At 69.5% G+C, this 13,599-nt stretch carries 12 protein-coding genes; 8 read left to right on the top strand and 4 right to left on the bottom strand.

What is annotated here, in order from left to right; genetic code table 11:
- Window positions 1-28: 28 nt before the first annotated feature.
- The 3 genes from speB to JNB50_RS11705 form a co-directional block, all read right to left on the bottom strand.
- Window positions 29-997, bottom strand: a complete 969-nt coding sequence (gene speB, locus JNB50_RS11695) for an agmatinase (RefSeq protein ID WP_208040310.1) — start codon at window positions 995-997, stop codon at window positions 29-31.
- A 65-nt stretch (window positions 998-1,062) separates the two neighbouring features.
- Window positions 1,063-2,472 (bottom strand): amidase, encoded by a 1,410-nt coding sequence (locus JNB50_RS11700; RefSeq protein WP_208040311.1) that lies wholly within the window; start codon window positions 2,470-2,472, stop codon window positions 1,063-1,065.
- A complete protein-coding gene (locus JNB50_RS11705; protein WP_208040312.1) occupies window positions 2,469-4,004 on the bottom strand; it encodes a cytosine permease in 1,536 nt (511 codons plus the stop codon). The genes JNB50_RS11700 and JNB50_RS11705 overlap by 4 nt, the downstream gene beginning before the upstream one ends.
- A 218-nt stretch (window positions 4,005-4,222) precedes the next feature.
- Here JNB50_RS11705 and JNB50_RS11710 point away from each other — a divergent pair, with 218 nt between their 5' ends.
- The 8 genes from JNB50_RS11710 to JNB50_RS11745 all read left to right on the top strand — a co-directional run bounded on the left by JNB50_RS11710 (window position 4,223) and on the right by JNB50_RS11745 (window position 12,752).
- Entirely contained in the window at window positions 4,223-5,206 is a 984-nt protein-coding gene (locus tag JNB50_RS11710) for an Lrp/AsnC family transcriptional regulator (protein WP_208040313.1), read from the top strand.
- Window positions 5,207-5,309: 103 nt separating this feature from the next.
- Complete coding sequence (locus JNB50_RS11715) at window positions 5,310-6,986, top strand: thiamine pyrophosphate-binding protein (RefSeq protein WP_208040314.1); 1,677 nt, start codon at window positions 5,310-5,312, stop codon at window positions 6,984-6,986.
- 37 nt (window positions 6,987-7,023) lie between these two features.
- Window positions 7,024-8,541 carry a PucR family transcriptional regulator gene (locus JNB50_RS11720; RefSeq protein ID WP_208040315.1) on the top strand — a complete coding sequence of 506 codons (1,518 nt, stop codon included), beginning with the start codon at window positions 7,024-7,026 and terminating at the stop codon, window positions 8,539-8,541.
- 73 nt (window positions 8,542-8,614) lie between these two features.
- Window positions 8,615-9,058, top strand: a complete 444-nt coding sequence (locus JNB50_RS11725) for a type II 3-dehydroquinate dehydratase (protein WP_208040316.1) — start codon at window positions 8,615-8,617, stop codon at window positions 9,056-9,058.
- Window positions 9,059-9,067: 9 nt separating this feature from the next.
- Window positions 9,068-9,601, top strand: coding sequence for a hypothetical protein (locus JNB50_RS11730; protein WP_208040317.1), 534 nt, complete (start codon window positions 9,068-9,070; stop codon window positions 9,599-9,601).
- A gap of 43 nt (window positions 9,602-9,644) precedes the next feature.
- Window positions 9,645-10,130, top strand: coding sequence for a MarR family winged helix-turn-helix transcriptional regulator (locus JNB50_RS11735; RefSeq protein ID WP_208040318.1), 486 nt, complete (start codon window positions 9,645-9,647; stop codon window positions 10,128-10,130).
- A 290-nt stretch (window positions 10,131-10,420) separates the two neighbouring features.
- Window positions 10,421-11,761: an MFS transporter gene (locus JNB50_RS11740; protein WP_208040319.1), complete on the top strand. Its 1,341-nt coding sequence runs from the start codon at window positions 10,421-10,423 to the stop codon at window positions 11,759-11,761.
- Window positions 11,762-11,768: 7 nt separating this feature from the next.
- Complete coding sequence (locus tag JNB50_RS11745) at window positions 11,769-12,752, top strand: hypothetical protein (RefSeq protein WP_208040320.1); 984 nt, start codon at window positions 11,769-11,771, stop codon at window positions 12,750-12,752.
- Here JNB50_RS11745 and JNB50_RS11750 read toward each other — a convergent pair.
- On the bottom strand, window positions 12,745-13,545 hold the full coding sequence (locus JNB50_RS11750) for a dienelactone hydrolase family protein (protein ID WP_243768354.1): 801 nt from the start codon (window positions 13,543-13,545) through the stop codon (window positions 12,745-12,747). The genes JNB50_RS11745 and JNB50_RS11750 overlap by 8 nt on opposite strands.
- Between the last annotated feature and the right edge of the window lie 54 nt (window positions 13,546-13,599).

The raw sequence follows: 13,599 nt of genomic DNA on the forward strand, positions 1-13,599 counted from the left end.
GGAGCGGGATGTCATCCGGTCGCACCGCTCAGGGAGTGGGCGACGCCGCTTCGCCCGCCCGCTTCAGGGCGAGTAGGGAGACCAGATCGTAGGCCACGTGGGACGCGGCCACCCCGGTGATCTCGGCGTGGTCGTAGGCGGGTGCGACCTCCACGACATCGGCTCCGATGACGTTCAGCCCGCGCAGACCGCGGATGATCTCGAGGAGTTCCCTGCTCGTGATCCCGCCCGCCTCCGGGGTGCCGGTCCCCGGCGCGTGCGCCGGGTCGAGCACGTCGATGTCGATCGAGACGTAGAGCGGGCGGTCGCCGATCCTGGCGCGGAGCTTGGCGACCACGTCGGCCACACCCTGGTAGTAGACGTCCGCGCTGGTCACGATGCCGAACCCGAAGCGATGGTCGTCGTCCAGGTCGCGCTTGCCGTACAGCGGCCCTCTGGTGCCGACATGGCTCAGGGCTTCGGTGTCGAGGATGCCCTCCTCGACCGCCCGGCGGAACGGGGTGCCGTGCGTGTACTCCGCCCCGAAGTAGGTGTCCCAGGTGTCGAGGTGCGCGTCGAAGTGGAGCAGGGCGACTGGCCCGTGCTGCTTGGCGGCCGCCCGCAGCAACGGCAGCGCGATCGTGTGATCGCCGCCGATCGTGACCAGTGCCGAGCCGGAAGAGGTGAGCTCGGTGGCGGCCTGCTCGATCTGCTCGATCGCCTGGTGCAGATCGAACGGGTTGACCGCGAGGTCGCCGGCGTCGGCGACCTGCACGAGCTCGAACGGGGAGACGTCGAGGGCCGGGTTGTACGGTCGCAGGAGCCGGGAGGCCTCGCGCACGTGATTCGGCCCGAAACGGGCGCCCGACCGATACGAGACGCCGGTGTCGAACGGGACGCCGACCACCACGATGTCCGCCGCCGCGACCTGGTCGAGGCGCGGCAGGCGGGCGAAGCCGTCCCTTCCCGCGTAGCGCGGGACGAGGGAGCTGTCCACGGGTCCGATGGGAGGTGTCATGTTCGCAGACCTTTCTTCGGCGTCGTTCTCGGGTCGTCCGGGCATCCCCGACGGGCGCGCGTCGCTCACTGTCCCACCCCGGCGAACGGCTCATACCCGGGCGCGACCTGCGGCCACGGGAACGCCCGCTCCCAGAGGTCTCCGACATCGAGGAGCATCCGGTCGCTCCACCGCGGGCCCGTCAGCTGCAGCCCGAACGGGAAGCCGTCCGAGTACGACCCGGCCGGGAGCGACAGGGCGGGAAGGCCGGTCATGTTCTGGATCGCTGTCGAGTAGACGCTCGGGGGCAGGAGGCCTTCCGGTCCGTCGCCGAGGCTTCCGTGCGCGCTGAAGCCCTTGACGGCGACCGTCGGCGTGAGGAGCAGCGCGTCGCCCTGCAGCGCTTCGTCCAGCTCGCGGATGTAGTCGGCACGGCGCCGGCGTGCGGCGATGTACTCGTCCACGGTGACGCTCAGCCCGGCGCGGAAGAACTCGAGGGTGTTCGGGTGCAGCCGCGCGGCGTCCGCAACGATCCGTTCGCGGCCCCAGCGGTGCGCGTGCTCGGCGGTGGCGAGGGTGAACCAGTCGTTGTCGGGGCTGCCTCCGGCGAAGAACGAGTCGCTCGTGCGCCATTCCACCGGGATCCGCAGCAGGGCGGAGAGCTCGTCGACGGCCGTGTGGAAGACCTCGGCGACCTCCGCGGGGAGGGGTCCGAGGTCGTCCGTGCGATCGGCGGCGATCAGTCGCCGCGGCATGCGTGCGGGCGGCAGCTCGGTGGGGAGGGCACGGTCGTCGCCGGCCACCGGCCCCGCGATCAGCTCCAGCTGGAGTCGCAGATCCGGGACCGTCGTGGTCATCACGCCGTCCGTCGAGAAGTCGATCCAGTCGGGAACGTGCGACTGGCCGATCAGGCCGTTCGTCGGCTTCATTCCGACGAGGCCGCAGAACGCCGCAGGCATCCGCGCGGAACCGCCGCCGTCGGTCGACGTCGCGATCGGGGCGATGCCGGCGCTCAACGCGGCGGCCGATCCGCCGCTGGAGCCTCCGGGCGAGAGTTCCGGATCCCACGGGTTCCTGGTCACCCCGTGCACCGGGTTGTCGGTGAAGCCCTCGCTCGCGAACTCGGGGAGGTTCGTCTTGCCGACCGGGATGGCCCCGGCCGCGCGAAGCCGACGCACCACCAGGCTGTCCGCCGTCGAGGGCGGAGCTCCCTCGAACCAGAGCGACCCGTGCGACGTCCGCATTCCCGCGACGTCGTCCAGGTCCTTGACCAGGAAGGGGATGCCCGCCAGAGGGCCGACCGGCACTCCGGCCCGCAGCGCGGCATCCAGCTGGTCGGCTTCCCGCAGCGCCTCGTCCGCGCGGAGCGAGACGACGGCGCCGAGGTCGGAGGCGTCGCTCCGTCGGATGACGCTCTCGACCAGCTCCCGTGAAGTGAGCTCGGCGGAGCGGAGCCGCTCGGCGATGGACTGCAGTGTCACCCGATCTCCCGTCATCGGTCGCCCTCCCCGCCGTCCACTCCGGTGCGGACCTCGTCCATTCCGGTGACCCACTGACCGTCGGCGGTCTCGATGCTCAGGGGCTCGGCGTCCGCCTCGAGCTCAGCGGAGCTGAGTGCGATGGCCGTCTTCTCGGCCGAGCGGTCGGCGCGGAACCAGAAGAGGTAGTACAGGGCGCCGGCGACGATGAGGCCGACGACGAAGGAGAGGTCGGCACCGCCCAGCAGCTGGGCCATCGGACCCACGTAGTTCCCGACCACGAAGAACGGGATCATGGCGGCGAACCCCACCAGGTAGGCGACGATGCCGCGCCAGGCCCAGCGGCCGTAGACCCCGCCGTCGGACCGGAAGATATCGGCGATGGCGTACTTTCCGTGCCGGAGCAGGTAGAAGTCGACGAGGTTGACCGCGGTCCAGGGGATGAGGAAGTACAGCATGAGCGTCACGAAGGCGTTGAAGCTGTTGAGGTAGTCCGTCGGGATGAAGAGCGCGATCGCCAGTGAGATCAGGCCGACGATCACCAGGCCGACGACGCGGACCCGAGCCGTACGCCGGAGCGGACGGAACGCGTCGATCGCGCTGAGGCCGGAGAGCATCGCGCCGTACGCGTTGATGTCCTGGCTGAAGGTCTGGCCGACGCCGAGCGTGAGGACGCCGACGATGCCGAACCCGACGAAGATCAGGTCGCCGGCCGACTGCAGTGCACCAGGGCCGTCCATGCCAGGCAGCTTGGCGGACAGCACGATGCCGAGCGACATCAGCCAGGCCGCGGAACCGGCCGCTCCCAGATACGTCCAGGTGATGAGCTTCGTGCTCGAGGATCGCGCCGGCAGGTAGCGGGAGTAGTCGGAGACGTACACGGCGTAGCTGATCTGATATCCAGCCGCCAGCGAGAACTGGGTCAGGAACGCGGCGGTGCTCCAGCCGAGGTGGTGCGCGGAGGCCGGGACGGGCACCAGCCAGATCGCGGAGATCGTGACGAACGTGAACACGAGGATGAGAAGGTACGCCAGCCAACGCTGAACGAAGTGCAGCAGCCGGTACCCGAAGATGGCGATCACGATCGCGATGGCGATCAGCACCGGATACATCACCCACTTGGGCAGCGGCAGCACGACCGAGAACAGCTGAGCGGAGGTCACGGTCGAGAAGACGATGAATCCGATGTAGACGAACACCGTCGCCACCAGGGGGAAGATCGCTCCGCGGGTACCGAACTGCGTTCGCGACTGGATCATCTGGGGCAGGCCCATCTTCGGTCCCTGGTTCGCGTGGAACGCCATGAAGAACGTGCCGAAGCAGGCCCCGAGCACGGCGGCGAGCACGCTCCAGCCGATGGAGAGCCCGAGCTGCGGCCCGGCGAAGCCGATGAGCATCGTGAGCAGCCCGAAGTTGCCGGCGAACCAGAACGGCGCCTGATGCCAGACCTTGCCGTGCCGCTCCGCGTGCGGAACGTAGTCGATGGAGCGCTGCTCCACGACGCTGGAGTCGCCGGATCGCTCGGGCGTTGGCGTGGGCTGGGAAGACATCGTCGACCTCCTCTGTCGGGTTGGCAGCGAGTATCGTGCAGCCCGATCGCGGTTGTCAACGGCAGAAAATCGGGGAAAGTTCCCGCTGAAAGCAGATCTGCGGCACCCAGGTCATACAATGCCGCAAGATCGGATACGGGAAGGCCTTCACGCCGCCGAAGTGCTCGGGGCGCCTGGCAAGAAGTTTTTGGGCCGACCGCAGAGCAGAGGAGATCGATGTGGACGCGCAGACCGAACGGATCCTGGCGAAGCTGCGCGAAGACGGGCGGGCCTCCTACTCGGACCTGTCGCGCGAGCTGGGGATGGACCGCAACCTCATCGCGCGCCGGGTCGGCGAGCTCCTCGACTCGGGAGACCTGAAGATCATCGCGAGCGTCCACCCCGAGATGCTCGGTCTGAACCTGTACGTGCACCTGGCCATCCGGGTGGCGGGTCCGATCCACGATGTCGTCACGCATCTCACGCACACCGACGCCGCGATCCTGGTGACGGAGACCACGGGCGCGCACCAGATCGTGGCGGACCTCCTGCTCACCGACACCCGGGAGCTCCACGCGCACCTCCAGGAGCTGCGCGGCAGACGCGGCGTGGTCGAGATCGCGGTGGACGTCTACGAGGAGGTCCGCGACAATTTCTTCCGCGGCTGGCACCCCGACGCGTCGAGCGCCTCGCTCGACGACGACGACCTGGAGATCATCCGCATCCTGCGCCACGACGGCCGTGCCGCCTACGCGCGGATCGCAGAACAGGTCGGGCTGTCGACGAGCGCGGTCCGTTCGCGCGTGCAGCGCCTGGTCGATCGGCACGTCATCCAGATCGGCGCCATCCCGCAGCGGGCGCAGATGAACCGCGACCTCCTCTTCGGATTCGGCATCTGCGTCACCGAGTCGGTCGAGCCCGCCGTGGAGTTCCTCGTGAAGCACTCCGGGCTCGAATTCCTCGCCACGACCACCGGCCGGTTCGATCTGATCGCGACCCTCGGCTTCGCTTCGCTGAGGGAGCTGGATGCGCTCGTCACGGGCCTGCGAGCCCTTCCGACGTTCGCGTCCTCCGAGTCCTGGCTACACACCAGGATCGCGCGGGAACGGTACGACCGTACGCTCGGCGTTTTGACGCATCCCTGGCGTGGGAGCGGTCGAGCACTGAGTGACGGGAGAGGGCGCGAATATTTCGTCCCACCATGGCAACAATCCGGGATGTAATGTCTCGATGCGCAGTTCGTCCGTGTCAGTAGCCTTCTTCTCGCGGCCCGCGCTGTCCCGACCGGTCGAGCCTCCCGCACTCAACCCAGGAAAGGGCGACGCCATGACGACAGATCGACGCATCGGAGGCGATGTCGTGCTCGAGACGCTGTCCGCGCTCGGAGTGAAGGCCGTGGTCGGGCTTCCCGGGCAGCACGCGCTGGGGCTGTTCGACGCCCTTCGGCGTTCGGACCTGGCGTACGTGAGCTCACGTGTCGAGAACAACGCGGGCTTCATGGCGGACGGGCTCGCTCGGGTGACGGGCGACGTCGCGCCGTTCCTGCTGTCGACCGGGCCGGGGGCGCTCACCTCGCTCGCCGCTCTTCAGGAGGCCGCGGCATCGTCCATCCCCGTGCTCGCGATCAGCGCTCAGGTCCCTGTCGCCGGCCTCGGCGGAGGACGCCACGGGTACCTCCACGAGCTTCCCGACCAGGCCGCGTCCTTCCGCGGGGTGGTGAAGTCCGTCTTCACCGTGCGGAACGTCTCCCAGCTCTCGTCCGCGATCGTCCAGGCCTACGCGCACGCGCTCTCCGCGCCGTCCGGCCCGACTCTGGTCGAGATCCCGCAGGACGTCCTGCTCGAGGGGGTCGACGGCATCGTTCCTCCCGTACGGCCGATCGTGCCGCACGTGACGCGGCCGGAGCCGCAGGCCGAACTGATCGACGAGGCCGTGCGGCTGCTCGCGAACGCGGCTCGGCCGGCGATCCTCGCCGGGGGCGGGGTGAGCAGAGCGTCGGCGCAGCGTCCGCTGCAGGAACTTGCGGAGGCCCTGGGTGCGCCGGTGTTCACCACCTTCGGCGGCAAGGACGCGATGTCGAGCGCTCACCGCCTGTTCGCGGGGTCCTGGCTCGAAGACATCGCGGTGACCGAGTATCTCGAACGTGCGGACGTCCTCCTCGTCGTCGGCAGCGGCCTCGGCGAGCTGTCGACGAACTATCGCACCTTCGCGCCCCGTGGCACGGTCATCCACATCGACGCCGACCTGGGAGTCATCGGCGCGAACTACCGCTGCCTCGGGATCCACGCGGACGCTCTGCTCGCCCTGCGCGCGATCGTGGCCGCGATCGAGCCCGTCGTATCGCCGGGGCACGCCGACCAGACGGCCGCGACCGCGGGTATCGCGGCTCTCGCCGACACCGTCTCCGCCCGGATCGGCGAACAGGAGCTCTCGCTGGAGACAGGGCTGATCGCGTCGATCCGAGACAGCGTGCCCGACGACGTCGACTCGTTCTGGGACATGACGATCCTGGCGTACTGGGCCTGGTCGGCCTGGGATCCCCGCTCGGGGAGGTTCGCGAGCGGCCAGGGCGCCGGGGGATTGGGCTACGGCTTCCCCGCTGCCCTGGGCGCCGCATTCGGGCATCGGACGAGCGGTCGGCCACGACCCGTGCTCGCCGTCTCGGGAGACGGCGGTGCCCTGTACGGGATCGCGGAGCTGGCCACCGCCGCGCAGCACGCGCTGGACGTCGTCTGGGTGATCATCGACGACGGGGGATACGGCATCCTCCGCGAGTACATGGTCGCGGAATTCGGGGCCTCGACGGGAACCGACCTGGTGCGGCCGGACTACGTCGCGCTCGCCGAATCGTTCGGTGTCCCCGCCGTCTCCGTCGCCCCGGAACAGGTCGGGGCAGCGATCCGGCGTGCGCTCGACGAGGGCGGCCCGCAGGTCATCGTGGTGCCGGCGGTCCTGACGATGTTCGAGCCGACCCACCTGGAGCGGGTCGGGGACGCGACATAGGCTCGTCACGTCCTGACCTGCGATGACGGAGCCGCCGATGAACGAACTCGATTCCATCGTCCCGCTCGAGCGCCTGCTCGACGACCGAAACCTCGGCATGCGGGTGATCGTGGACGGCGGGATCGACGACCGCTGCATCTCGCTGGTCGCGACGACCGAGATGGCGCACCTGACCGAGTACGTTGTCGAGGACCAGCTGGTGCTGACCGCGGGGGCGGGCCTCGGCGACACCCCTGAGGCGATGGCGGAGTATGTCGGCGACCTCAGGGACGCGCGCGTCGCGGCCCTCGGCTTCGGGCTGGAGCCGCTCTACGACCGGGTGCCTGAGCACCTGATCGACGCGTGCAGGCGCGCGGGGGTGACGCTGGTGTCGATCGATCGGTCGGTGCCGTTCCACCGCATCGTCCAGGCCTTCGCGCTCGAACTGCAGCGACGCAGGAACTTGGAGCTCAAGCACGTCGCCGACCGGCTCAAGGCGCTGGTCTCCATCGCGGCGCAGGGCACGATCGCCGAGCTCCTCGACGGGGTGGCGACCGACGGCGTCGACTGGGCGGCGTTGGTCACCGATGCCGTGATCTGGAGGTCGGGGAGGACGCCCCGGCTCTCGAGCGCCGACCTGCACGCTTTCACGAACGGGCTCCTGCCTCATCGGGGTGTCGCGATCCGGACGGTGGAGTCGCCCGAGCTCGGATCAGAAGTGGTGGCCTTGGCGCTGCCGGGCAGCGACGGCTTCCGGCACGGCGCCGCCCTGGTGCTCGGCCGATCGCGCAGGCATTCCACGCACCAGACGATCTTCACGGTGGCGTCCAGCCTGTTCGACCTCGTGCTCCGCGGGAGCGCCGATCCCGGCGCGCGGCTCGAGCAGGCGGTGACCCGCGCCCTTATCACCCGGGGCGATCTCACCACGTCGCTGCGGAGCGAGCTCCTCGACGATCTGAGTCGCACCTTCGAGGGTCGCGACATGACCATCTGTCTCGCGAGTCTCGCGGGCCGGGCGCCGACCGAGGCGGACATCGCGTGGTGGCGGCGGCGGTTCGGTTCGCCCTTCGTCACCACGGTCGGGAACGCGGTCGCGCTGGTCGTGTCGACCTCCGTCGTCCCCGGCCTGCAGGAGGAGGCCGGGCGCTCCGGCTGGACGGTCCGCGCGACTCGACCGTTCGGCGTGAAGCAGTTCGATGCAGGGGCGGCGGAGGCCCGCCTGGTGCTCGCGCACTTCGAGCGGACGGGTTCGCTGGACGCGTGGCCGATCGGACCGTCGGCGTCGATGCTCCTCGACGGCGAGCGGCGCGGTCTGTTCGCGTCCGCGGTGCTGGGCCGCCTCGATGCTGCAGAGCCGGAGGTCAGGGAGCAGCTCATTCCGACGCTCTACACGTGGCTGGAGGAGTCGGGCAGCTGGGAGCGGACAGCGCGCCGCCGGGGCGTCCACCGGAACACCGTGCGGCGCGTGATCGCCGAGAGCGCGCGCATCCTCGACGTCGATCTCGACGATGCGCGCACGCGTGCGTCGCTCCTCATCGCGCTGGACGCCAGGACGGGCGGTGGGGCGGGGGCGTAGGCGCGTCCGAGCCTTTGACAGCCGCTCGGGAACGGAATATATTCAGTTGACGGAATAACCCGAGGAGGATGAGATGCACATCGCCGTGCTCAATGGTCCCAACCTGAATCGACTGGGCCGACGGCCGACCGATCAGTACGGTACGGAGACCGTCGCGCAGCTCGAGCAGCGGATCCGAGTGCACGCCGATGCCGGCGGCATCCGCGTGACGCTCTTCCAGTCGAATCACGAGGGAGCTCTCATCGACCGGCTCTACGAGCTCGCGGACGAGATCGACGGCGTCGTGGTCAACCCCGCGGGGCTCACCACGTACGGCAGGAGCCTGGCGGATGCACTCGCCGAGTGCGGCTCGCCGTTCGCCGTCGTCCACCTGTCGCAGCCATACCGGCATCGCGGTGCCGACATGTCCGATGTGTTCCGCGACCGTTCGGCCGTGTACGTCTGCGGGCTGGGCTGGCGCGGCTACACCGCCGCCATCGACGGGCTCGCGGACATCGCCGCTCGGGACGCGGACTGAGTGGTCGGCGTGGCTGTTCGGGACGCCGCACCTGTGCGCATCGGCGTCTTCGGCGCCGATCGGCTCGGTGTTCTCCTGTCGGAAGGGGTGGTCGACATCGGCGACCTCGCGCCCCGGATGCCCGGCGCCCGTGGGCCGCTCTCCTGGTTCATCTCGCACGAGTGGGATCGCGACCTCGACTGGGCGCAGGTCGTCGCCGGTCGGCCGGTGCTCGCCGCGACAGGGATCCGGTGGTCGCCTCCGCTCCCCGGCTGTGCGGTGGTCGACCCTTCCGGCCGCGCCCCGGCCGGCAGCGGCGCGTCGTCGCTGGGGATCGTCCTCGCCGGCAGCGACGCGTCCGACCGGACCGTCGACCTCGCCGACGGGGCGTTCGGAATCGTGCGGGTCCGCCGGCGGGGCGACGGCTCCCTGGGCCTCGCGGCCGAGCCTATCCGGGTCACGACGATCGAGGCAGCGGTCTCCGTGCGCGACATCGTCGCCGGCGTGCGCGAGGGTCGTGCTCTCGGACTCGCGGCGGCGGACGTCGTCGTCCTGCCCCGGTGACCGAGGTTATTCCGCACACGTCCTAATCGCGTAGCATGGCGGGATGGCTGAACGCGACGCGCAGTTCGATGAGGAACAGGGGGCCGAAGCGCTCCCCATCATGTCGGGCCAGGCGGGCCACTGGGTGCGTCGCGCCCATCAGGTGCACAACGCCCTGTGGGTCTCCACGGTCTCCGGCGCGGTCACGCCCTCGCAGTTCGCCGTGCTCTCGGTGCTCGCCGAGTCGCCGGATGTCGACCAGAACGCGATCTCCCGCGGCACCTCGCTCGACACCTCGACGACCGGTGCCATCGTCAACCGCCTCGCACAGCGCGGGCTCTTGGAGATGCGCAAGGACCCGGCCGACCTCCGCCGCAACCTGCTCACGCTGAGCCCGCAGGGTCAGGCGGAGTTCCGCGAGTTGGCACACCGCGCCGCGCACATGACGGAGGCGTACACCGACGCGCTCAGCGATGCGGAGAAGCGCCAGCTCGTCGACCTCCTCAAGCGTGTGGTGGAGGCGGGGGAGCTCGCCGGCGACCGGGCCTGACAACCGAATCATTCCGTTAACGGAAAAACTCTCACCAAACTATTGCGTTGACGGAATAGTTGGGATTAGTGTCGCATCGCACCACACCGCCGCACTGATCGACCGGGCCCCACCGGGCGGGTGCGGCACAACACGAAAGTACGAAGAGGGGCCGAGCGTTAGGCCGCTCGGCCCCTCGGCATTCGGGCGCAACGACAATCGAGACCGAATGCATCTGAATCTGGCAAACGGCGAAGTCCGCCGTTCACACGACAACGGAGTCTACAGAGATGAGTGCACCCTCAACAGAAGTGGCCCAGCCCAATCGTCAACTCGGGCTGGCCGTGTTCTCCGGCTTCTTCGGAAGCGTCCTGGAGTTCTACGATTTCTTCCTCTACGCCACGGCATCGGCCCTGGTCTTCAACCACGTCTTCTTCCCCGACCTCAACCCCGTCGTCGGCACGATCGCCAGCTTCGGGACGCTCGCGGCCGGCTACTTCGCCCGTCCGATCGGCGGCATCGTGTTCGGCCACTTCGGAGACAAGCTCGGCCGCAAGCGGATGCTGGTCTGGACGATGAGCCTGATGGCCGGCGCGAGCATCCTGATCGGCCTCCTCCCCGGTGCGGCGCAGATCGGAGTTGCCGCGCCGCTGCTGTTGACTTTCTTCCGGGTGATCCAGGGCATCGCGCTCGGAGGCGAGTGGGCTGGATCGGCCCTCGTCTCGGCGGAGCACGCGACCAGCCGCCGCGGACTCTGGGCCAGCTTCACCCAGGCCGGCGCCCCCACCGGGTCGGTCTTCTCCACGGCCATGCTGGCGCTGGTCTCGGCGTTCACGACCCAGGAGCAGTTCCTGGCGTGGGGCTGGCGGATCCCGTTCCTGTTCAGCGTCGTGCTGCTGGCCGGAGGCCTCGTCATCCGCAGCAAGGTGCACGAGACGCCCATCTTCCTCGCCGCCGTGAAGGCTGCCCCGCAGCGCCGCTTCCCGCTCGCCGACGTGCTCCGGCACGAGTGGCGCCCGCTCCTCCTCGTGCTCGGCGTCTCCATCGCGGGGTCGGTCTGCTCTGCGGTGCTGACCACCTTCGTGCTCGCCTTCGCCACCGGGCACGGCTTCGAGCGGCAGACGGTTCTGAACGTGCTGCTGCTGTCCTCCTTCATCACCGCGCTGTTCATGCTGTTCTACGGCGCACTCTCCGACCGGTTGGGCCGGCGACCGGTGATGATCGCCGGAACGATCGGCCTGATCGTGATGTCGTTCGTGCTGTTCCCGGTCATCGGCAGCGGATCGGTGCTCGCGCTGGCGATCGTCCTCCCGATCAACCAGGCGGTCGTCCACGCAGCGCTCGCCGGACCCCAGCCGGCGATGGTGACCGAGCAGTTCAGCACCGTCTCCCGCTTCACCGGCGCCTCGGTCAGCTACCAGCTCGCGGGAATCTTCGGCGGGTTGACGCCCCTGGTCTTCGCATCCGTGCTGCAGGCGAACGGCGGATCCAGCACCCTCCCGCTGTCGATCATCATGTCGGCGACCTGCGTCGTCGCGCTGGTCTGCCTGCTCGCGCTGAAGGAGACCAGCACGAAGAGCCTCTCGGACTCGGCTCCCGGTGTGCCGCCGGCCGCAGCCCCGCTTCCCGACGCCACCCGGACCCCGGCCTGAGGCGGCGATGGCGAAGCAGTTGACGCTCGCGTGCGGCGCCTACGACCGCACGGCGCCCCTCGCCGACGGGAGGGTGCGACCGGAGGGGATCGACCTCACCGTCCTCACCCTCCCGGTGGAGGAGATCTTCTACCGCACCGCGACGTACCGCGAGTTCCCGGTGTCGGAGCTGAGCCTCTCCTCGTATCTGCTCACCCTCGATCGCGGTGCTCCTTTCGTCGCGATCCCGGTGTTCCCCTCCCGCTCCTTCCGGCACAACGGCGTCTATGTGCGGGCCGACGGGCCGATCGCCAGTGCCGCCGACCTGGTCGGGGCGACCGTCGGCATCCCGGAGTATCAGGTGACGGCGGCCGTCTGGATCCGCGGCATCCTGGCCGATCACCACGGGGTCCCCGTGCGGTCGGTACGGTACCGCACCGGCGGTCTGTACGACCCGCGCCGGCGGGAGAAGCTCGCGATCTCTCCTCCGGGTATCGACCTGAAGCCGGTCGACCGCGACGCGACCCTCGGCGAGCTCCTGATCGCGGGCGAGATCGACGCGATCTACTCGCCGCGGGTCCCTCCCGAGTACCTGCGGGGCGACCCGCGGATCCGGCGCCTTTGGGCGGACCCGAAGGGGGCGGAGACCGAGTACTACCGGGCGACGGGCATCTTCCCGATGATGCACACGGTGGTCATCCGCCGCGATGTGTACGAGGCCGATCGGTGGATCGCACGGTCGCTGTTCACCGCGTTCGAGTCGGCGAAGGACCTGGCCGCATCGCACCTGGGGGAGACCGCAGCGCTGGCGTCGATGCTGCCCTGGAGCTATCAGGAGGCGGAGCAGACGCGCACCCTGATGGGGCAGGACTTCTGGACGTATGGCCTGGAGGCGAACCGCGCAGCGCTGGAGACGCTGATCGGCTACTCGGTCGACCAGGGGCTCGCCTCCGGAGTGCGTGAGCCGGAGGAGCTGTTCGCCCCGGAGACGGCCTCCTCGTTCGTCATCTGAGCTGTGCGGTGGGGTTGGTTTCGGCGAGGAATCGCTGGAACCGACCCCAGCTGCGCGCGTCGGCGCCCGGGCGGAACCGCTCGGTTCCCGGCACGGTGAACGCGTGCGGCGCGCCACCGTGGATGTCCACCTCCCAGGACAGCCTCTGCGAGGTCCGGAGCTCGGCCAACAGGCGCAGGAGTGCTGCGTCGGGGACGATGTCGTCACTCCCTCCCGCCACGATCAGCAGCGGGGCGATCGCCCGCCCGGCGTCGGCAGGCTCGTGGCCGAGCAGCGTGCCGTGGAACGATGCGATGCCGGCGACGGGGGCGCCGGAGCGGGCGAGTTCGAGGGCCGCGGTGCCGCCGAAGCAGTAGCCGGCGACGGAGACGCGGCCGGGTTCGACCCCGGTCATGCGCGCGAGGGTGTCCAGGCCGGCCGTCGCCCGATCGGCGAGCAGCGGAAGATCCCGGTAGTAGGCGGACGAGACTGTTTTCGCCTCGGCCGGCGTGCCCGGTCGGATCCCCGCGCCGTAGAGGTCGGCGGCGAAGGCCACGTAGCCCAGGCGCGCCAGCATCTGCGCTCGCATCTCGACGTTCGGTCCGACGCCGCTCCAGGCGTGCAGCAGGAGCACGGCCGGTCCGGAGACGGGAAGGGAGCGATCGAGCGCGATGAAGCCTTCGAAGTCGGCTCCATCGATCGAGTAGGGAACGCGGGCGACCCGGATGTCGGAACCGGCGGGAACGGGGACGGTGGCGAGCAGGTCGTGGAACGGCTCCGGCAGGGGGCCGCCTTCGGTGAGTTCGAGCGCCAATGCTGCATCCTCTCTTGACATTCAGTTAACGGAATAATAGCGTCCATCCCATAG

The organism is Leifsonia sp. TF02-11 (assembly GCF_017565305.1).
In the GTDB taxonomy this organism is placed as follows: Bacteria; Actinomycetota; Actinomycetes; order Actinomycetales; family Microbacteriaceae; genus Leifsonia.